Genomic DNA, 19,901 nt, shown 5'->3' on the forward strand with positions numbered 1-19,901 from the left:
GAGGTGCGCCTGACGGCGCACCTCGCAGATGGATATAAATTTCTGGGAGAATGTTTTATTTCTCACGGCAATATTCCCGGATCATTTTCAGAAAATCTCTTGCATGCTGCGGCAGATACCGGTTTTTCCGATAGGCGGCGATGGTAGTTGTGAGGGCCGGTCTGTGGCCGACGGAGAAGCAGAGGGCGCGGTTTCCGGTGTACTGGTTTTCATAATGGAAATAGCTCTCCGGGGCGAAGGCAGCGCCGACGCCGTCCATGGCCAGATGGATCGACATGGAGGAGTTTCTCGTGTGGAGAGAGACCGGTGGATTGATGTTGTACTCTTGAAAGAGATCCAGGGAGATGCCACCGGTGTTCTGGTCCGGGTAGAGGAGAATGAAGTTTTCCTCTTTTAATAGGGAAAGATCCAGCCACGGGTAGCGGAAGCCGGGGCGGGTAATGGCTTTTGCGGCGAGAGGATGGTTTTCATGCAGGACCAGAACGATCTCCTCAGAGCGCAGGATCTGGTAGTCCATGGTCTCGGGAAATTCATGGATATTGTAAAGGGTCAGGTCGATGGATGAGGTCTCCAGACTGTTCTCCGCAATGAAATTTACTGCTTCCATGATATTTAAGGTCACATAGGGGTATCGTTTATGAAACGGTGCCAACATCGGTTCGATCAGCGTGCTACCCATCATGATCGGCACGGCGATGTTTAAGCGGCCGCGCTGGCGGTGAGCGATATCGTCGTATTCCTGCATCCACTCATCGCCGCAGGCAACGATCTGTTCGGCGTAGTGGAGGTAGCGTTCACCCATGTAAGTCGGGTAGTAGCGGTTTTCGTGGCGGCTGAACAGCGGAGCGCCGAGACGTTCTTCCAGGTTCTTTAAGTACTTGCTCAGGGACGGCTGGGAGATATAAAGGGATTCGGCGGCTTTGCCAATGCTCTGGTGGCGGGCGATCGCCAGGATATAGCGGGCTTCTTTTAATTCCATACAGGGGCCTCCTCATAGCTTTACTGCATAAAAATTATAGATAATATGTATTTGACGTATAGTATATCACTTTTTATAATGAATGTAAAATATAAGTGCAATTGATGAAAAAACAAATATTTATAAGAAGCACTAATTAAAACTTATCACGCACAGTTGAGAAAGGGGCAAACCAATGAAAAAGAGCAGTGCATGGTGCATGCTGGTTCCGGGACTGGTGATCTTATTTCTGTTCCTGATGATCCCGCTGCTTCGCGTTCTGGTTCCAAGCGTGTTTACGGGGGATTACCCGTTCAGCGCGTACGTGGACTTTTTTAAGGACGAGTATTACAGAAAGATCTTTTTGAGAACCGTGAAGATCGCGGTCATCACCACCTTTGTCTGTATGGTGGGCGGTATCCCGACGGCGTATTTCATCAGCCGTTGTGATAAGAAATGGAGAGGACTGCTTCTCTCTGCGTCGATCTTTCCGATGATGACAAACTCTGTTATCCGAAGCTTTGCATGGATCAATATTCTCGGCAGCAACGGGATCATCAACAAGGCCATGATCGCTATGGGACTGATTGAGAAGCCGATGAAGCTTTTATACACTGACTTTTCTATCATCATTGGTTCTGTCTACCTGTTCCTTCCGTTAATGATCGTAACGGTTGCCGGTGTTATGGAAAATATTGATGATGATATGATGGAGGCGGCACAGAGCCTCGGAGCCTCAAGAACGGAAGCGTTCATGAAAGTCATCTTCCCGATGAGCCTTCCGGGAATCATCGTCGGCGGTATTCTGGTATTTACCGGAACCCTGACCGCGTACACGACGCCGCAGTTATTAGGAGGCAACAGCAACATGGTCATGGCGACCCTGATCTACCAGAGAGCGATGTCCGTCAGTGACTGGACCGGCGCGTCCGTGATCGCCCTCATCATGATCGTTGTAACCCTGGTTGTGATCAAAGGATTTAACGCTCTGGCCGCACGGCTGGACCGCAGAGGTGAAGATTATGCGTAAAAATAAAGTGTTGACCATATGGGCAGCGATCGTATTTGCATTTTTGATGATCCCGTTACTGATCATCACCGTAACGGCATTCGGCGGCGGAAGCGCCATCACATTCCCGATCGAGTCCTTCTCGACGAAATGGTTCGCGAACGTGTTCGCGTTAAAGTCTTTCCGCAGATCATTCCTGACCAGCCTTGAGGTCGCGCTCCTCGCGACATGCATCTCTCTTCTGGTCGGAATCCCGGCGGCTTACGCGCTGGCGAGAGCCGGTTTAAAAGGAAAGCAGTTATTAAAGTCCATCTTCCTTTCCCCGACAATCGTTCCGGGAATTGTAATCGGCTTTATTATGTACCAGTGCCTGATCCTGACACTCAGGATCCCGGTGTTCGCGGGACTTCTCGCAGGCCATTTTATGGTGACACTTCCGTATGTGATCCGCGTAGTCGGTTCTTCGATGGAGCAGTTCGACTTTTCAATCGAGGAGGCGGCGTGGAGCCTCGGATGCCCGAAGGGAGCGGCGTTCTTCAAGGTCGTTCTTCCAAATGTGACCTCCGGAATTTCCTCAGCATTCATGCTGGCGTTCATCAATTCCTTCAACAACATTCCGGTGTCCATGTTCTTATCCGGACCGGGAGTTTCCACATTCCCGTCAACACTGATGAACTATATTGAATACAACTATGATCCGACCGTATCGGCGGTTTCCGTACTTTTAATGGCAGCTACCGTAGTCATCATGGTGATCGTAGACCGCACACTGGGTATCGCAGCCCTGGCGAAATAAGGAGAATATGACCATGGCTTTTATGAGTTTAAATGGAATCGACGTAAGTTACGATAAAAAGAAACAGATCTTAAAGGGGCTGAATCTGGAAGTCGAGGAGGGCGAGCTTGTATCCCTCTTAGGTCCCAGCGGCTGCGGCAAGTCCACGACACTCCGCGTCGTTGCAGGCTTTATCAACCCTCAGGGCGGAACCTTCACATTAGACGGAGAGGACATGACAAAGGTCCCGGTCCACAAGCGCCAGTTCGGCCTGGTATTCCAGAGCTACGCCCTGTTCCCGCACTTAAGTGTTTATGACAATGTAGCGTTCGGGCTCAGAACAAGAAAGATGGACAAGGACCTGATCGACAAGAAGGTCAGGGAGATCCTTGAGGTCTGCGGCCTGACAGAGCTTGCCGACCGTTTCCCGAAACAGATGTCCGGCGGACAGCGCCAGCGAGTTGCCCTCGCGAGAGCACTTGTCATCGAGCCAAAGCTACTGCTCTTAGATGAGCCGTTATCCAATCTTGATGCGAAATTAAGACTTTCCATGCGTGTGGAGATCAAGAGACTTCAGAAGCGCCTTGGAATCACCACATTATTTGTTACACATGATCAGGAGGAATGCTTCTCCATCTCCGACAAGGTGGCTGTTATGAACGGCGGTGTCATCGAGCAGTTTGACACACCGGAGAACATCTATAAGAGACCGGCGACAGAGTTCGTCGCGAGATTCATCGGTTTCGAGAACTTCCTTGAACTTGCGAAAAAGCAGGACGGCGTTTATACAGCACCGGATGGAAGCGAGTTCTTAACTTCCATGGATCTCGATTGCGAGAAATTCGCGGGAACGATCCGCCCGGACGATATCTGTCTGGCAGATGATGTTCAGACGGAGAATGTCTTAAGCGGTAAGATCGGTGTCCGCACATTCCTCGGGAAAAGCTACCAGTACGAGGTTGAGACTTCCGCCGGTGTCCTGAAGGTAAATATGGGAACTGACCATGTTTATAAAGAGGGCGAGGAGATCCGGCTGTATCTGCCGAAGGATAAGCTGATTCTCGTGAGAAGATAGGAGACAGAGATCTTAGGGCACAGGTCATGCGCCGAAGGGAGAACCGGAAAGATCGAATCGTACTCCGGACGGAAAACAATGAAGGGAACCATCGCAGGATGTGGGGGATATGAACGGATAGTTCCGAAACAGACCCATATTCATGCGGGAAAATATGCAACTGCCCATTTGTACAGCTTGTGCGGAAAGCACAGACCTGCCGGACAGTTACAAAACATTATCTCAAAAAGAGAGAAAGAGGAGAAAAACCATGAAAAAAACAGCAGCAGTTGTACTTTGCGCAGCAATGATGCTTACCGCCTGCGGCAGCGCATCCACAACAGAGACCACAGCAGCAGGAAGCCAGGCAGCAGGCTCTGAGGCAGCTTCTTCCGCAGAAGAGACAAAGGCAGCTTCCGGAGACGCACAGAAGCTCGTATTATCCACATACGGCCTCAGCGAAGATATCTCCGAAGAAGAGGTTTACACACCGTTTGAGAACGAGTTCAGCTGTGAGATCGTTACTGAGACAGGCGGCACAAACGACCGTTATACAAAGTTAGCGGCAGACCCGAACTCCACCATCGATGTGATCGAGCTCTCCCAGGCTATGACAGCGAAGGGCACTGACGAGGGACTTTTCGATACGATCGACTTAAGCAAGATCCCGAATGCTGAGAAGCTGATCCCGGCTGCAAAGGAGATTGCAGAGGCAGGACAGGGTGTTCCGTACACCATCAACAGCATCGGTATCATCTACAACCCGGAGCTTACAGGATTTGAACTCACAAGCTTTGATGACCTTTGGGACGAGCGCCTTGCAGGCATGGTTTCCATCCCGGAGATCACAACAACATTCGGACCGGCTATGGTTTACGTTGCAAGCGACCACGCAGGCGTTGACGTAACAACAGACAACGGCGAGGCTGCTTTCAAGGCACTTGCTGACTTAAAGCCGAACCTTGTTAAGACTTACACAAAGTCTTCCGACCTGATCAACATGTTCACATCCGGTGAGGTTGCAGCAGCAGTTGTCGGTGACTTCGGCGTTCCGACGATCGTAGCCGCTAACCCGACACTTGTTTACGTTACACCGGACGGAGCTTACGCTAACTTCAACACCATCAACGTAACAAAGAACTGTGCGAACAAGGAGCTTGCTTACGAGTACATCAACTACCGTATCAGCGAGGAGCTTCAGACAAAGACAGGCAAGGCATTAAATGAGGCACCGACAAACAAGGACGTTACATTCACTGAGGAAGAGTCCAAGGATATGACCTACGGCGACAAGGCTGCAAAAGTTAAGGTTGTTGACTATGCTTTTGTAAACCCGATCTTAAATAACTGGATCGACCAGTGGAACAGAACGATCAACAACTAATAACGAGGAATTTTATATGAGACCCGATTTCATTCTGAAAAATGTCATGGTCTATCAGACCTTCAGACAGTGTTTTGAAAAGCGGGATGTGGCAGTTGCAGGGGAAAAGTTTTATTGCGTTTCCCCTGCAATTTCATATCCGGGAGTGCGGGAGATCGACGGAAAAGGCAGATACATGCTGCCTGGTCTCGTGGATATCCATATGCACATCGAGAGCTCGATGACATATCCGGGCGAGTTTTCAAGGATCACGCTTCCATATGGAGTAACAACGGTGGTTGCCGATGCCCACGAGATGGCGAACGTGTTCGGCATGGACGGCATCCGGGCTTTTATGGCGCAGAAGACGAAGCAGGATATCTTCTGGGCGATCCCGTCCAGTGTACCGGCGACAAATGAGAAGTTAGAGACAGCCGGGGCGTCACTTGGTGTAAAGGAAATTTCTGAGATGGCATCCTTAGATGGAGTTCTCTGCCTTGGAGAGATCATGAACTATAAGGATCTCTCAGCAGAAGGCGAGAGCCGGACGAGGGATCTCATCAATGTGTGCCGGAACGCGGGAAAGAATCTCCGAATCGAGGGGCACTGCCCGGGACTTACGGGGGCGGATCTTAACCGCTTTATCTATGAAGGTGTTGATGCGGACCACACCCAGCAGACTCCACAGTCAGTGATGGAGAAGACAGAGCTTGGGATGTTTCTGGAGCTGCAGTTCAAATCCCTGACGCCGGAGGTCGTGAAGACCGTCTGCGACAATGAACTCTATGAGAATGTGGCGCTGGTGACGGATGACACGATGGCAGATAAGCTTCTGACCGGACATCTCAATAAGATTATCGAGACGGCTGTGAAGGCTGGAATGCCGATGGAGAAGGCGATCTACTGCGCGACCTGGACACCGTCGAGACGGATGCATCTGGATGACAGAGGGATGATCGCGCCGGGAAAGATCGCAGACTTTATGCTGCTGGACAGTCTGGATGGGATCGATCCGGTTGTGGTTTATAAGAAGGGCGAGTGTGTGTACTGCAAGGACAAGGAGGCTTACGGTGCGGCAGAAGCTGCGGCGTGCAGTTTCCCGGCTTCTTTCTACCACACGATCAACTGCCGTCCGGCGGAAATCTCCGACTTTGTGTTAAAGGCGGAAGATCCGGAGGCGAAATGGGCGGAAGTCAATGTCATGAAGATCGGCACCTTCGGAACGGCAACCACACCGGTGAAATGCAGAGTCGAGGTGAAGGACGGTGTGCTTGACTGGAAGTCGGCAGGACTTTCCCTTGCAGTCGTTTTCGAGCGGTACGGCAAGAATGGAAATATCGGATATAGTCTCGTGGAAGGAGCACTGACGAAACCGGGCGCTGTGGCCACCACGTGGTCCCACGACAGCCATAACCTGTTTGTCCTGGGAACAGATGAGAACGATATGAAACTGGCCCAGAGGCGCGTCCTGGAGCTCCAGGGGGCATATGTGGTGTTCGCTGAAGGAAGATCCCTGGCAGAGGCGGGACTCACCATCGGCGGCATCGTGTCGGATCAGCCCATCGAGGTTCTCGGACAGGAATTAAAGGAAGTGCGGACGGCGATGGAAGGTCTCGGATATGTGAACAACAACGTGGTCATGTCCATGTCCACGCTTTGCCTTCCGGTGTCACCGAAACTGAAGCTCACGGATCACGGGCTTTTGACGGTGCCGGGGCAGGAACATGTGCCGTTGGTTGAGAAGTACGGAAAGTAGTTTTACGGCCCGCCGCCGGTTTTTCTCCGCGGATAGTGGAAGAACCGGATCAGGTCGAAATTATGAAGGATGAAATTAGAACGATGAAGAAGATTATCAAAAACGGCATTGTTGTGACGATGAACGAGGCAGGTGATGTCTGGGATCATGGTTATGTGATGTTTGAAGATACAAAGATTCTGGCAGCAGGATCGGAGGAAGAGCTTGAGAAGGCGCTTCAGGCGCTTACTGCGCAGGGGATTTTAAAGGCTGGCGAGACCTTCGAGGAGATCGACGCAAAGCGCGCCATCGTGATCCCAGGCCTCGTAAACACCCACTGCCACCTCGGCATGATCCCGTTCCGCGGCCTCGGGGACGATTGTAAGGATCGCCTGCGGGTGTTCCTGCTTCCGATGGAGAATCAGGCCATGGACGCGGAGATGGCCAGGCTTTCCACGCGATACGCCATAGGCGAGCTGCTGCTCTCCGGTGTGACGACAGTGCTTGATATGTACTATTTCGAGGAAGTTGTGGCGAAGGTCATGGACGAGATGGGGATCCGCGGAATCGCCGGTGAGACGGTGATGGAAAAGGATTCCTGCGACAGTAAGAACGCGGATGAGGCCATCGAGCGTGGAATTGCACTGATCGAGGCGTACAAAGATCACCCGCGCGTTTCCGGAGCGATCACGCCCCACGGAACGACGACCTGCAGCCCGGAAACTTTAAAACGGGCATATGAGGAGGACGTGAAGGCGGGAACCGTATTTACGCTCCATGTGGCGGAGATGGACTACGAGATGACCCAGTTGAGGGAACAGTATAATATGACGCCCATCGAGTTTATGGAGCATATCGGAGTCCTCGGACCGAATACGCTGGCGGCCCACAGCATCCGCACGACGGAACATGACGTGGAGATCCTCGCGAAGCACGGAGCGTCCGTGGCCCACTGTATCGCCTCCAACACGAAGGCCGCAAAGGGCGTGGCTCCGGTGTCCCTGATGCATAAGCACGGCATGTCCGTCGGCTTCGGTACCGACGGTCCGGCGAGCGGAAATACGCTGGATCTGTTCATCCAGATGCGGATGTGCGAGAACTTCCACAAAAATGAGCTCCACGATCGCAGCGCGTTCCCGTCAACGGAGGTCGTTTCCATGGCGACGATTGAGGGAGCAAGAGCGTTAGGACTCGGCGATATCACTGGTTCCATCGAGCCTGGAAAACAGGCGGATCTCGTCCTCGTAGAGACCAACTCCCCAAATATGTTCCCGGTATACGACCCGTATTCGGCTCTTGTGTATAGCGCGATTGCATCGAATGTGAGAGATGTTTATGTTGCGGGTGAGTGCCTCGTAAAAGAAAAGAAGCTTGTCCGTGAGGACTTCGCGAAGATCAGGAATGACCTTCGGGAGAAGATGGAGCGGACAGCGTTTAAGGATATGAAGAATCTGGTGTAGAAGATAGAAAAACGGGGCTGTCGCACTAACGTGCGGCAGCTCATTTCATATTCCCAACACAAAACGCCGAGCTTCGAAAAGCCCGGCGTTCGTGGTATACTGTCTGATGCTGCACGGGCTTCGGTATGGGGAAATCCGAGGACTCCGTTTTACAGATTTTAATAAGCAAGAGCGGACGGTAACGGTCCGAAGGCAGGCTGTACGTCTCTCAGACGTCGATTACGCAGGTAAAAAAATTCGCGTTTCCAGAACAGGAATCGAAATAAAAGCAACGAAAACCGAGGAAAGTGACCGGGTTTTACGGATGCCGGCATTCCAATCGTCACGACTCACAACCTGCGGCATATTGCGGCAACTATGATGTTTGAATACGGTACGCGTAATCAGGACCATCCGGAAGAAATCCTGTTGCATGTTTCAGAATATCTTGGACATGCCAATATTGGAACTACATTTGATGTCTATACTGCTTATATGGAAGCGGAATCCAGAATCCGCAGTGAACTGGAACACCATATCGCCCCAATTCTCTATGCAAAGAAAGGAATACATCGCAAGTCAGATTCTGGCAGAAAATTTTTATGATTACTGGCTGAATGAACATATGGTAAAGGTACGGAAGATTAAATACGGCACCTTTGTGTGTTACCGGAACATCATACAAAATTATATTTTGCCCATAATAAAAGGGAGGACGATGGATGTAGTAACCAATGATGACCTCTTAAAGATTCTGGATTCCATGACGCCAGGGCTTTTATCACCGGCTTACGGAGTCTTCGGCTCTTCTTTCAAGTATGCCAAAAAACACGTTCTGATTAACAAAAATCCTGCTACAAGCGCAATTTCCATAAAGCGAAAGCAGGTATCCAAAAAAGAAGCGAATGAAAGAGCCGCAGCTGTGAATGAACAAGATGGCTGCGGTCATAAAAGCAAAAAAAGAAAATACGCACTTACATCAGAGCAGGCAGGCCAGATGCTTTTGATAGCAAAAAACAAATACCCTGGTCTGTACCTCCCGCTCCTTATCGCCTGTACAACCGGATGCCGGATCAGCGAATTGATCGCTCTGCGTTATCGGGATGTGGATTATAATAAAAAGGTGCTCCATGTTACTGCGCAGGCGGGACGGCCCATAGATATATCCGGGCTTGAAAAAGGCAGCAGGACAAAACAACGTCTCGATACAAAAAGTAGGAACGGAATTCGAGATCTCCCGGTGCCTGATTTTGTATTGGACGAAATAGCCGCAAGCTGCAAAAGGTGGACCCAGTCGCCGGAGGCAGAAGGGAAGGATGCAGGCGAGGTGACAATCTGGCATCGGGCGTATGGCACTGCCTATAACCGCCGGTCCTATAAGGATGATTTCAATTCCATGAAAAAACTTTACGGTCTCCCGGATGATTTTCACTGGCACGATCTGCGTCATGTATACGCAACATTGATGGTCCATTACCAGGTCAATATCAAAGAACTGGCCATCGCACTCGGACATTCCAGCGGAATTTTCACGATGCAACACTATGTTGTTCCGAGCCAAAAAGTTTGTGAAGACGTTCCGGAATTTGAGAAAATTTTCCTGAATGCCATGCCGGTAAAACTGGAAAATGATGAGATCGTTCTGAAGGAAACCCTGATTTTTGAGGTTCCTGGATTTGACGAATATTCGGAAAACTTGATAAAAAGTTCGACGATAGAAGATCGAAAAATTGATTTCGGGAAAGAATCTATTGCGGAAACACGCGAAATACCGTATAATAATGCGGTCTGATCTGTACATTTAGAGCGGATTTATCCGTAAAATAACGGAAAATCCGAATTGTGCGTATTTCAGAAACAATTTTTTTTGTCGTAAGAGCGAAAAATATTATGTAAACTGTCCGTGAAAAAAAGACACTTGACAAGAATTTGTGTTTTTACGCTTACGGAGAAAATCAGAGAAAAAGAACTAAAAAACAGCGATGAACCCATCGCTAAAAACGTGAGAAATGTAGGTAAAATAAGGATTTATGAGAAAGTTAGCGTTAAGTGATGAAATTTTATTAACCGTTCAACAACCCGCCAGATACATCGGTGGGGAAGTGAACTGTGTCATGAAAGATCCGTCCCTTGTGGACATCCGGTTTGCCATGTGTTTTCCGGATGTATACGAGATCGGCATGTCCCACCTTGGCATGCAGATTCTGTACGCGATGTTTAACAAGCGGGACGATGTGTGGTGTGAGCGTTTGTTCTCTCCGTGGACAGACTTAGACAAGGTGATGCGGGAGCAGCATATCCCGCTGTTTGCGCTGGAATCCCAGGATCCGGTGAAGAATTTTGATTTCCTTGGCTTTACGATCCAGTATGAGATGTGTTACACCAACATCCTGCAGGTGCTGGATTTAAGCGGCATCCCGCTGCATGCGGCTGACCGTACGGAGGAAGATCCGGTCGTGATCGGTGGTGGTCCGTGTGCCTATAACCCGGAGCCGCTTGCCGTATTCTTTGACATGTTCTATATCGGCGAGGGCGAGACCCAGTACGATGCACTGTTTGATCTGTACAAAGAAAACAAGAAAAATGGCGGCAACAGAAGAGATTTCCTGGAGGCAGCAGCCAAACTTCCAGGCATCTACGTGCCGATGTTTTACGATGTAGCTTACAACAAGGACGGCACCATTGCGTCCTTCACCCCGAATAAAGAGGGCATTCCGGCTACCATTACCAAGGAACTGGTTATGGACATGAACGATGTCCCGTATCTGGAAAATCCGGTAGTTCCGTACCTGAAGGTAACCCAGGACCGCGTGGTTCTGGAGATTCAGCGCGGCTGCATCCGCGGCTGTCGTTTCTGCCAGGCAGGCAATATCTACCGTCCGCTGCGTGAACGCAGTCTGGAGTTCTTAAAAGATCATGCATACAAGATGTTAAAGAGCACCGGCCATGAGGAGATTTCCTTAAGCTCCTTAAGTTCCAGTGACTATACCCATTTAAAGGAGATTGTAAACTTCCTGATCGAGGAGTTCCAGGGCAAGGGCGTGAACATTTCCCTGCCGTCTTTGCGTATCGATGCGTTCTCCCTGGATGTCATGAGCAAGGTCCAGGATATCAAGAAGAGCAGCCTGACCTTCGCGCCGGAGGCTGGTACCCAGCGTATGCGTGACGTCATCAATAAGGGACTGACGGAGGAGATCATCTTAAAGGGTGCCGCTGAGGCATTCCACGGCGGCTGGAACCGCGTAAAGCTGTACTTTATGCTGGGACTTCCGACCGAGACCAGAGAGGATATGGAGGGCATTGCCCTGCTGTCTGAGAAGGTTGCAGAGCTCTACTACGACGAAATCCCGAAAGAGCAGCGCAACGGCAAGGTTCAGGTTGTTGCCAGCTCTTCCTTCTTTGTTCCGAAGCCATTTACCCCGTTCCAGTGGGCGCAGATGTGCACCAAGGAGGAGTTTTTGGAGCGCGCTTACATTGTAAAAGATAAGTTCAAGGAGATGTTAAACCGCAAGAGCTTAAAATATAACTACCATGAGGCTGACCTGACGGTCCTTGAGGGTGTTCTGGCCCGCGGAGACCGCCGTGTGGCAAGCGTTGTGGAAGAGGTTTACAAAAACGGCGCCATGTTCGATTCCTGGGGTGAGTATTTCAACAACGACACCTGGATGCAGGCCTTCGAGACCTGCGGCATAGACCCGGATTTCTATACCGTAAGAGAGCGCAGCTTAGATGAAATCTTCCCGTGGGATTTCATCGATGCAGGCGTGACCAAGGAGTTCTTAAAGCGCGAGTGGCTGACTGCCATCAGCGAGAAGGTGACTCCGAACTGCCGTCAGCAGTGTTCCGGCTGCGGCGCGAGAAAATTTGGAGGAGGTGTCTGCTTTGAAGATAAGAATTAAATTTGCCAAGGAAGGCACCATGAAATTCATCGGTCATCTGGATATCATGCGTTATTTCCAGAAGGTGATGCGCCGTGCCGATGTCGATATCCGCTACAGTGAGGGCTTCAGCCCGCACCAGATCATGTCGTTTGCGGCTCCGCTCGGCGTGGGACTGGAGAGCCGTGGCGAGTATGTCGATATCGAAGTGCTGAGCACCGATTCTTCCAAAGAAATGCTGCGCCGCATTAATGAAAATATGGTAGAGGGCATGGAAGCGCTTTCTTACCGGGCACTTCCGGATGATGCAGGCAATGCCATGTCCTTAGTTGCAGCAGCCGACTACGAAGTCCGTTTCCGGGAGGGTTATGAGCCAGAAGATCTGGATGCATTTTTCGCCGGGATCCCGGAATTTCTGAAAAAAGAAGAGATCCTGTTTTTAAAGAAGACCAAAAAGGGAGAGAAAGAGATCAATATCCGCCCGCAGATCTACCAGATGGAAGCCCGTTCGGACCATAAGATCTTTTTACAAATTGCGACCGGAAGTGCAGCAAACTTAAAGCCGGATGCCGTGCTTCGCGCTTACGCAGAAAGCCGCGGCGAAACACTTGGCGAGTTTGCGCTTATGGTTACCCGCCTGGAAGTATACGCAGATAAGGGAAACGAAGAAAAACACGACTTCGTGACCCTGGAATCGTTTGGTGAAGACATTGAATAAGCTGATCGTAACCCGTTGGCATGACCGTGTCCTGACAGCTCTGGTTTCCGGCAAGGAGACTCTGGAGCTTGGACTGGAGGATGCATCATCCATTCTGGGTAATATTTATATTGGTAAAGTCCAAAAGGTCGTAAAAAATTTAAACTCCGCTTTCGTGGATTTCTCCGATGGCCGTACTGGCTACTACAGTCTGACTGACAATAAGGTCACGCTGTTTGCCGACGGCCGGGACCGGAAACTGAAGGAAGGCGATGAGATCATCGTACAGGTGGCAAAGGATGCGGTGAAAACAAAGGATCCCGTGCTGTCCGGGAACTTAAATTTTTCCGGAAAATATGCAGTCCTGACTGCCGGAAAGCGTGTGATCGGCTTTTCTTCTAAGATTGACGACCGGGAGTGGAAAGAGCGCATGCATCCGCAGATTGAGCAGCTTCTAGACGGCAAAAGCACCGGTGTCATCATCCGTACAAATGCATATGGACAGGAAACAAAGCTCCTTCGGGAGCTTTCCGCGTTACTGGAGCAGTTTGACCGTGTCATGAACCTTGCGCAGTACCGGACCTGCTACAGTCTTCTTTATGAAGCGGAGCCGGATTACTTAAAAGCGCTGCGCAACTGTCCAAACGGAAGTCTGGAGGAGGTTGTGACGGACCAGCCGGATCTTTTTGCACGTTTGCAGGAATATTTCCGCATTTCAGATCTCTCAGAGACAACCGGACTGCGCTTTTATGAGGATAAACTTTTAAGTCTTGCGAAATTATATTCGCTGGAATATGCATTAGAACAATCTTGTCAGAAAAGGGTATGGCTAAAGTCTGGCGGATACCTTATAATAGAGTGCACAGAGGCCATGGTCGTCATCGACGTGAACACCGGAAAATATTCCGGCAAGAAGAATCTCGCTGATACCATTCGCCTGATCAACTTAGAAGCAGCACAGGAAGTTGCACACCAGCTGAGACTCCGCAATCTGTCCGGCATCATCATGGTCGATTTTATCGATATGGATACGGAAGAGGATAAGGCACTTCTCATGGACACCTTAAAAGCTGCCGTGCGGCCGGATCCGGTCAAAACGACCGTTGTTGACATGACACCGCTCAACCTGGTGGAAATGACACGAAAGAAAGAAAAGAAACCCCTGTGGGAACAGATTGCCCAGATCACAACAAAATAGGGCCTGTAGACCGGAAAGGGATAGGAAAAGGGGATGCAGCATGAAGATTATCATTGTAGGCTGCGGTAAGGTCGGACTGACCCTGACCGAACAGCTAAATAATGAGGGACATGATATCACCGTGATCGACAAGGACGGCGCCAAGCTCCGCTATGTGACCGATAACATCGATGTGATGGGAGTAGAGGGGAACGGTGCGATTTACCAGGTGCAGATGGAGGCCGGAATCAAAGAAACGGACCTTCTGATCGCAACCACCAACTCCGATGAGCTGAATATGCTCTGCTGCCTGATCGCAAAAAAAGCCGGTAACTGCCACACCATTGCGAGAATCCGTAATCCGGAGTACGCGAACGAAGTACAGTATATCCGGGAGGAGTTGAACCTGTCCATGGCGATCAACCCGGAGCTGGCAGCAGCTACCGAGATTTCCAGACTGTTAAAATTCCCGTCTGTCATTAAGATCGACGCATTTGCAAAGGGCCGCGTGGAGCTGATGAAATTTATCATTCCAGATAACTCTGTGCTTGACAATATGCAGGTATACGAGGTTGGACCACGTCTTCACTGCAGCATCCTGATCTGTGCAGTAGAGCGCGGAAACGATGTCATCATCCCTGGCGGAAGCTTCTGCCTGCAAAAGGGCGATAAAATTTCCTTTGTGGCATCCGGATCTCAGGCAACCGAGTTTTTCCGCCAGGTCGGACTTTCCAATAATACGATCAAAACCGCCATGCTGGTGGGCGGCGGCAGGATTTCTTACTACCTCGCCAAGATGCTGGAAGACACTGGCATTAAGGTTAAGATCATCGAGCAGGATCTGACCCGCTGTCATGAACTGAGTGAGCTTTTGCCAAAGGCCATGATCATTCACGGAGACGGTTCCGACCAGCAGCTTTTAATGGAAGAGGGCATTACCCAGACCGAATCCTTTGCGGCGCTGACCGGATTCGATGAAGAAAACATCATGCTTTCCCTTTACGCGGCAAGCGTTTCCAGGGCAAAGCTGGTCACCAAGATTAACCGCATCGCGTTTGAAAATATCATCCAGCAGATGAACCTCGGAAGCATCATCTATCCGAAAATGATCACGGCAGACGGCATCATCCGTTATGTCCGTGCGATGCAGAATTCCATGGGAAGCAATGTGGAAACCCTGTATAAGATTGTCGCGAACAAAGCCGAGGCGCTGGAGTTCCGCGTGGAAAAAGACGCGCCGCTCATCGGCATTCCGCTGGAAAAGCTGTCCTTTAAAGATAACCTTCTGATCGCCTGCATCAACCGCGGCGGACAGATCATCACCCCGCGTGGTAAAGATACGATCGAGCCGGGCGATACCGTCATCGTGGTCACGACCCATTCGGGCCTGAAAGATCTGAAGGATGTCTTAAGATAAGAGGGATGCATCATGAATATTGGAATTGTATTTTATTTTTTAGGCTGGGTCCTTGGAATTGAGGGAATCCTGATGATCCTGCCATGCGTGGTGGCATTGGTCTATCAGGAGCCGAGTGGATTTTATTTTCTTGGTGTCGCTTTATTTTGTGCCATCAGCGGCTGGCTTCTGGCGCATAAAAAATTAAAAAGCACTGTTTTTTACGCCAAAGAGGGCTTTGTGGCAGTTTCCTTAAGCTGGATCGTATTAAGTTTCTTTGGTGCATTGCCGTTTTTCTTAAGCCGGGAGATCCCGTTGTTCGAGGATGCACTGTTTGAAGTCATTTCCGGGTTTACGACCACCGGAGCCAGCGTGCTTCCGGATGTGGAAGCCTTAAGCAAATGTATGCTGATATGGCGCAGCTTCACCCACTGGATCGGCGGTATGGGCGTTCTGGTCTTTATCCTGGCAGTCCTCCCGCTTGCCGGGGGCTACAACATTCATATCATGAGGGCAGAGAGCCCTGGACCGTCTGTCGGAAAGCTGGTTCCGCGCGTGCGCACAACCGCAAAGATCTTATATCTGATTTACTTCTTTATTACGGTTGTCCAGATCGTTCTGCTGCTTTTGAGCGGCATGCCGTTATTTGATTCTATGGCGATGAGCTTTGGTACGGCAGGAACCGGCGGTTTCGGTATTGTCAACAGCAGCTGTGGAGACTATACGTCGCTGCAGCAGTGGATCTTTACCATTTTCATGATCCTATTTGGCGTAAACTTTAATGTATATTACCTGTTTTTGATCCGGAAACCGAAGGATGCACTACACTGCGAAGAAATGCGTGGGTATCTTGGGATCATCCTGGTCAGCACACTTCTCATCACATGGAATATCCGTGGTATGTTCCCGGATATCCTGACAGCGTTAAAGCATGCAGCCTTCCAGGTTGGATCTATCATCACCACAACTGGTTATTCCACAACCGATTTTGACTTATGGCCGGGCTTTTCCAAAACAATCCTGGTATGTCTGATGTTTGTGGGTGCCTGTGCCGGAAGTACCGGCGGCGGTATTAAGGTTTCCCGTATCGCGATTGCCGTGAAGACCGTAAACAAAGAGCTGTCTTCCCTGATCCACCCGCGGAACGTCAAGGTATTGAAATATGAAGGAAAGCCGATCGAGCATAATGTGCTGCGTTCCATTAACACGTATCTGGTGGCTTATATTTTAATCTTTACCGTGTCCCTGCTTCTGATCAGCCTGGACAATTTCGACATGACTACCAACTTTACGGCGGTAGCAGCGACCTTGAATAACATTGGTCCGGGACTTTCAAAAGTGGGTCCGACCTGCAACTTCGGGATTTTTAATCCGTTTAACAAATATATCCTGATGTTTGACATGCTGGCTGGACGTCTGGAATTGTTCCCAATGCTGCTTTTGTTTTCCCCGCGTACGTGGGTGAGAGAGTAATTCTGGACAAATTTCCGAAATTACTGCTTTTCATGCAGGAAAATGTTCAGACCGGAAATGGGCAGAAGCCCTTTGAAAAAGGGCTGCGAAAAAAGTTCGAAAAAAGATAAAAATAAGATTGACAGCAACAACATTTCATGCTAATATACATGAGTATGTGCCGCACAGCGAGGTTTGAAAGTTCCGAGTCCATCGGATTCGGACACCGAAACTGGCGAGTAATGATAATAGGAGGTGCCATATGTACGCGATTATTGCAACAGGTGGTAAGCAGTACAAAGTAGCAGAAGGCGATATCATTAAGGTTGAAAAGCTTGGTGTAAACGCTGGCGAAACCGTTACGTTTGACCAGGTTCTTGCAGTTAACAACGGAGAGTTATCCATCGGATGCCCGACTGTAGCAGGTGCAACTGTTACCGGAACCGTAGTTAAAGAGGCAAAAGCAAAAAAGGTGATCGTTTATAAGTACAAGAGAAAAACTGGCTATCATAAGAAAAATGGTCACAGACAGCTCTTTACCGAGATCAAGATCGACAAGATCAATGCTTAATTAATCATGATTAACGTAACCGTATCTGTTGATTCCGAACATCGTTATCATGGGATTTCTTTTCTGGGTCATGCAGGCCTTGCCGATGACTATCAGGAAGGACAGGAGCTGGTTTGTGCAGCCGTGTCTGCCCTGACCCTCAACATGGCAAACTCTGTGGAACACTTCACGGAAGACCAGTTTGAGGCAGATGAGGACGAGCAGTCCGGGATGTTCCGTTTCCGTTTTACCGGAACGATTAGTCCGGAAGCAGCACTCCTTATGAATTCTCTGGTCCTTGGTTTAGAGGACATTGAGGAAACGTACGGAGAACCGTATATAAAAATTCGATTTGAGGAGGTGTAAGAGATGTTTAAAATGAACCTTCAGTTATTCGCTCATAAAAAAGGTGTAGGTTCTACCAAGAACGGTAGAGATTCTGAGTCCAAGAGACTTGGCGCTAAAAGAGCAGATGGTCAGTTCGTATTAGCTGGTAACATTCTTTACAGACAGCGCGGTACCAAGATTCATCCGGGTCTGAACGTAGGTCGCGGCGGCGATGATACTTTATTCGCTACTGTAGACGGCGTTGTAAGATTTGAGAGAAAGGGCAGAGACAAAAAGCAGGTTTCTGTATACCCGAGAACAATCAACGAATAATGACACTGACGAAGGCTTCATACTGATTAATGGTATGAAGCCTTTTTTTGCCAGAGACATCATAAACGTATCCCATACGTTTGCTGATACACAGGAAAGGATTTAGGTGAATCCATGTTTGCAGATAATGCAAAGATCTTTATTAAATCAGGAAAAGGCGGAGACGGCCATGTAAGCTTCCGCAAAGAATTGTTTGTGCCGGCAGGCGGTCCTGACGGCGGTGATGGAGGAAAAGGCGGAGACATCATTTTTGAGGTAGATCCGGGTTTAAATACATTAACAGATTTTCGTCATGTTCGGAAATATGTAGCACGAGATGGAGAACAAGGGGGCAAGAAGCGGTGCCACGGTGCCAATGCAGAAAACCTGGTGATCAAGGTTCCGGAAGGAACGGTCATCAAGGATTTTGAGACTGGCAAGGTCATCGCGGATATGTCCGGTGAAAATAAACGGGAGACCATTTTACGGGGCGGTAAAGGCGGTCTTGGCAACATGAACTTTGCAACCCCGACCATGCAGGCTCCGAAATATGCACAGCCAGGTCAGCAGGGCCACGAGCTCTGGGTTCAGCTGGAGCTGAAGGTCATTGCAGACGTTGGACTGGTTGGTTTCCCAAACGTAGGAAAGTCCACCCTTCTTTCCCGCGTGTCCAACGCAAAACCGAAAATTGCAAATTATCATTTTACGACCTTAAACCCGCATCTGGGTGTGGTTGACTTAGACGGCGGAGCCGGTTTTGTTATGGCAGATATTCCGGGGCTGATCGAGGGCGCTTCCCAGGGAATCGGTCTTGGTCATGACTTCTTACGCCACATCGAACGCTGCCGCGTTCTGGTCCATGTGGTAGATGCCGCAGGTACCGAGGGGCGTGACCCGATCGCGGACATCCGCGCGATCAACGCAGAGCTGGAAGCATACAATCCGGATCTGTTAAAGCGCCCTATGGTCATTGCAGCCAACAAGATTGATGCCGTTTACTCAGAAGATGAGGATCCGGTAGAGATCTTGAAACAGGAGTTTGAACCGGAAGGCATCAAGGTATTCCCGATTTCCGCAGTCAGCGGTAAGGGCGTAAAAGAGCTGTTATACGCGGTTTACGAGCTGCTTAAGACCGTAAACCTCGATCCGGTCATCTTTGAGAAAGAATTCGAAATTGAGTACGCCGGCGACCGCAACCTGCCGTACACCGTAGAGCAGAACGAGGACGGCGAGTTTGTAGTCGAAGGACCACGTATCGAGAAGATGCTTGGTTATACCAATCTGGAGTCCGAGAAGGGCTTCCAGTTCTTCCAGAAGTTCTTAAAGGAAAATGGTATTTTAGACGAACTCGAAGCTGCAGGCATCAAAGAGGGCGACACCGTCCGTATGTATGGCCTTGCATTTGATTATTATAAATAACAGGAGATAAAACATGACAAGTAAGCAGAGATCCTATTTAAAGGGACTGGCTATGACGATGGATCCGATCTTCCAGATCGGCAAGTCCAGTGTAACTCCGGAGCTGACTGCAGCGATCGCAGAAGCACTGGAAGCACGGGAGCTGATCAAGATCACCGTATTAAAGAACTGCCTGGACGATGGACGTTCCATCGCAGAAGTTCTGGCTGAGCGCACTCGTTCCGAGGTCGTTCAGGTGATCGGCAAAAAGATCGTTCTTTACAAGCCGGCAAAGGACGAGGCAAAACGCAAGATCGTTCTGCCTTAATAAAAGAAAGTCATAATTGTACAGGCAGCGCATTACATTGCTTGTACAGTTAC

The 19,901-nt window shown here is 49.7% G+C and carries 19 protein-coding genes; 18 read left to right on the forward strand and 1 reads right to left on the reverse strand.

Annotation, left to right across the window (positions count from 1 at the left end):
* Positions 1–55 precede the first annotated feature (55 nt).
* The gene (locus DW922_RS07745) at positions 56–979 is read right to left on the reverse strand and encodes a LysR family transcriptional regulator (protein ID WP_118540541.1); all 924 of its coding nucleotides are present in this window, start codon (positions 977–979) and stop codon (positions 56–58) included.
* 175 nt (positions 980–1,154) lie between these two features.
* Here DW922_RS07745 and DW922_RS07750 point away from each other — a divergent pair, with 175 nt between their 5' ends.
* The 18 genes from DW922_RS07750 to yhbY all read left to right on the forward strand — a co-directional run bounded on the left by DW922_RS07750 (position 1,155) and on the right by yhbY (position 19,848).
* The gene (locus tag DW922_RS07750; protein WP_015552826.1) at positions 1,155–1,988 is read left to right on the forward strand and encodes an ABC transporter permease; all 834 of its coding nucleotides are present in this window, start codon (positions 1,155–1,157) and stop codon (positions 1,986–1,988) included.
* Positions 1,981–2,763 carry an ABC transporter permease gene (locus DW922_RS07755; RefSeq protein WP_118297651.1) on the forward strand — a complete coding sequence of 261 codons (783 nt, stop codon included), beginning with the start codon at positions 1,981–1,983 and terminating at the stop codon, positions 2,761–2,763. The genes DW922_RS07750 and DW922_RS07755 overlap by 8 nt, the downstream gene beginning before the upstream one ends.
* Before the next feature lie 13 nt (positions 2,764–2,776).
* Positions 2,777–3,817 carry an ABC transporter ATP-binding protein gene (locus DW922_RS07760; RefSeq protein WP_118726250.1) on the forward strand — a complete coding sequence of 347 codons (1,041 nt, stop codon included), beginning with the start codon at positions 2,777–2,779 and terminating at the stop codon, positions 3,815–3,817.
* Between the two features lie 250 nt (positions 3,818–4,067).
* A complete protein-coding gene (locus tag DW922_RS07765; RefSeq protein WP_118726251.1) occupies positions 4,068–5,180 on the forward strand; it encodes an ABC transporter substrate-binding protein in 1,113 nt (370 codons plus the stop codon).
* Positions 5,181–5,196: 16 nt separating this feature from the next.
* Positions 5,197–6,915, forward strand: a complete 1,719-nt coding sequence (locus DW922_RS07770; protein ID WP_118530785.1) for an adenine deaminase C-terminal domain-containing protein — start codon at positions 5,197–5,199, stop codon at positions 6,913–6,915.
* An 83-nt stretch (positions 6,916–6,998) separates the two neighbouring features.
* Positions 6,999–8,354, forward strand: a complete 1,356-nt coding sequence (locus DW922_RS07775; RefSeq protein ID WP_118726252.1) for an amidohydrolase — start codon at positions 6,999–7,001, stop codon at positions 8,352–8,354.
* 357 nt (positions 8,355–8,711) lie between these two features.
* The gene (locus DW922_RS17630) at positions 8,712–8,939 is read left to right on the forward strand and encodes a hypothetical protein (RefSeq protein ID WP_195715031.1); all 228 of its coding nucleotides are present in this window, start codon (positions 8,712–8,714) and stop codon (positions 8,937–8,939) included.
* Positions 8,940–9,051: 112 nt separating this feature from the next.
* Entirely contained in the window at positions 9,052–10,125 is a 1,074-nt protein-coding gene (locus DW922_RS07780; RefSeq protein ID WP_243032127.1) for a site-specific integrase, read from the forward strand.
* 238 nt (positions 10,126–10,363) lie between these two features.
* Complete coding sequence (locus DW922_RS07785) at positions 10,364–12,232, forward strand: TIGR03960 family B12-binding radical SAM protein (protein WP_118726254.1); 1,869 nt, start codon at positions 10,364–10,366, stop codon at positions 12,230–12,232.
* Entirely contained in the window at positions 12,216–12,929 is a 714-nt protein-coding gene (locus DW922_RS07790) for a TIGR03936 family radical SAM-associated protein (protein ID WP_118726255.1), read from the forward strand. Before DW922_RS07785 ends, DW922_RS07790 begins: the two co-directional genes overlap by 17 nt.
* Complete coding sequence (locus DW922_RS07795) at positions 12,913–14,106, forward strand: ribonuclease E/G (protein ID WP_347560281.1); 1,194 nt, start codon at positions 12,913–12,915, stop codon at positions 14,104–14,106. Before DW922_RS07790 ends, DW922_RS07795 begins: the two co-directional genes overlap by 17 nt.
* Before the next feature lie 40 nt (positions 14,107–14,146).
* Complete coding sequence (gene trkA, locus DW922_RS07800) at positions 14,147–15,502, forward strand: Trk system potassium transporter TrkA (protein WP_118726256.1); 1,356 nt, start codon at positions 14,147–14,149, stop codon at positions 15,500–15,502.
* A 12-nt stretch (positions 15,503–15,514) separates the two neighbouring features.
* Positions 15,515–16,954 carry a TrkH family potassium uptake protein gene (locus DW922_RS07805; protein WP_118726257.1) on the forward strand — a complete coding sequence of 480 codons (1,440 nt, stop codon included), beginning with the start codon at positions 15,515–15,517 and terminating at the stop codon, positions 16,952–16,954.
* A gap of 241 nt (positions 16,955–17,195) precedes the next feature.
* Entirely contained in the window at positions 17,196–17,504 is a 309-nt protein-coding gene (gene rplU / locus DW922_RS07810; protein WP_118540552.1) for a 50S ribosomal protein L21, read from the forward strand.
* A gap of 6 nt (positions 17,505–17,510) precedes the next feature.
* On the forward strand, positions 17,511–17,849 hold the full coding sequence (locus DW922_RS07815) for a ribosomal-processing cysteine protease Prp (RefSeq protein WP_118540553.1): 339 nt from the start codon (positions 17,511–17,513) through the stop codon (positions 17,847–17,849).
* 3 nt (positions 17,850–17,852) lie between these two features.
* Positions 17,853–18,143: a 50S ribosomal protein L27 gene (gene rpmA / locus DW922_RS07820; RefSeq protein WP_118534195.1), complete on the forward strand. Its 291-nt coding sequence runs from the start codon at positions 17,853–17,855 to the stop codon at positions 18,141–18,143.
* A gap of 114 nt (positions 18,144–18,257) precedes the next feature.
* Positions 18,258–19,541, forward strand: coding sequence for a GTPase ObgE (obgE, locus tag DW922_RS07825; protein ID WP_118705901.1), 1,284 nt, complete (start codon positions 18,258–18,260; stop codon positions 19,539–19,541).
* A gap of 13 nt (positions 19,542–19,554) precedes the next feature.
* Positions 19,555–19,848, forward strand: coding sequence for a ribosome assembly RNA-binding protein YhbY (gene yhbY, locus DW922_RS07830; RefSeq protein WP_118534197.1), 294 nt, complete (start codon positions 19,555–19,557; stop codon positions 19,846–19,848).
* The last annotated feature ends 53 nt before the right edge of the window (positions 19,849–19,901 follow it).

This window comes from Clostridium sp. AM42-4 (assembly GCF_003480105.1).
GTDB lineage: Bacteria > Bacillota > Clostridia > Lachnospirales > Lachnospiraceae > Brotaphodocola.

Coding starts and splice junctions, on each gene's coding strand:
- DW922_RS07775 (WP_118726252.1), top strand. CDS start 6,999: ATGAAGAAGATTATCAAAAACGGCATTGTTGTGACGATGAACGAGGCA.
- rplU (WP_118540552.1), top strand. CDS start 17,196: ATGTACGCGATTATTGCAACAGGTGGTAAGCAGTACAAAGTAGCAGAA.
- rpmA (WP_118534195.1), top strand. CDS start 17,853: ATGTTTAAAATGAACCTTCAGTTATTCGCTCATAAAAAAGGTGTAGGT.
- DW922_RS07765 (WP_118726251.1), top strand. CDS start 4,068: ATGAAAAAAACAGCAGCAGTTGTACTTTGCGCAGCAATGATGCTTACC.
- DW922_RS07755 (WP_118297651.1), top strand. CDS start 1,981: ATGCGTAAAAATAAAGTGTTGACCATATGGGCAGCGATCGTATTTGCA.
- DW922_RS07780 (WP_243032127.1), top strand. CDS start 9,052: ATGGATGTAGTAACCAATGATGACCTCTTAAAGATTCTGGATTCCATG.
- DW922_RS07750 (WP_015552826.1), top strand. CDS start 1,155: ATGAAAAAGAGCAGTGCATGGTGCATGCTGGTTCCGGGACTGGTGATC.
- yhbY (WP_118534197.1), top strand. CDS start 19,555: ATGACAAGTAAGCAGAGATCCTATTTAAAGGGACTGGCTATGACGATG.
- DW922_RS17630 (WP_195715031.1), top strand. CDS start 8,712: ATGATGTTTGAATACGGTACGCGTAATCAGGACCATCCGGAAGAAATC.
- trkA (WP_118726256.1), top strand. CDS start 14,147: ATGAAGATTATCATTGTAGGCTGCGGTAAGGTCGGACTGACCCTGACC.
- DW922_RS07805 (WP_118726257.1), top strand. CDS start 15,515: ATGAATATTGGAATTGTATTTTATTTTTTAGGCTGGGTCCTTGGAATT.
- DW922_RS07815 (WP_118540553.1), top strand. CDS start 17,511: ATGATTAACGTAACCGTATCTGTTGATTCCGAACATCGTTATCATGGG.
- obgE (WP_118705901.1), top strand. CDS start 18,258: ATGTTTGCAGATAATGCAAAGATCTTTATTAAATCAGGAAAAGGCGGA.
- DW922_RS07785 (WP_118726254.1), top strand. CDS start 10,364: ATGAGAAAGTTAGCGTTAAGTGATGAAATTTTATTAACCGTTCAACAA.
- DW922_RS07770 (WP_118530785.1), top strand. CDS start 5,197: ATGAGACCCGATTTCATTCTGAAAAATGTCATGGTCTATCAGACCTTC.
- DW922_RS07745 (WP_118540541.1), bottom strand. CDS start 979: ATGGAATTAAAAGAAGCCCGCTATATCCTGGCGATCGCCCGCCACCAG.
- DW922_RS07760 (WP_118726250.1), top strand. CDS start 2,777: ATGGCTTTTATGAGTTTAAATGGAATCGACGTAAGTTACGATAAAAAG.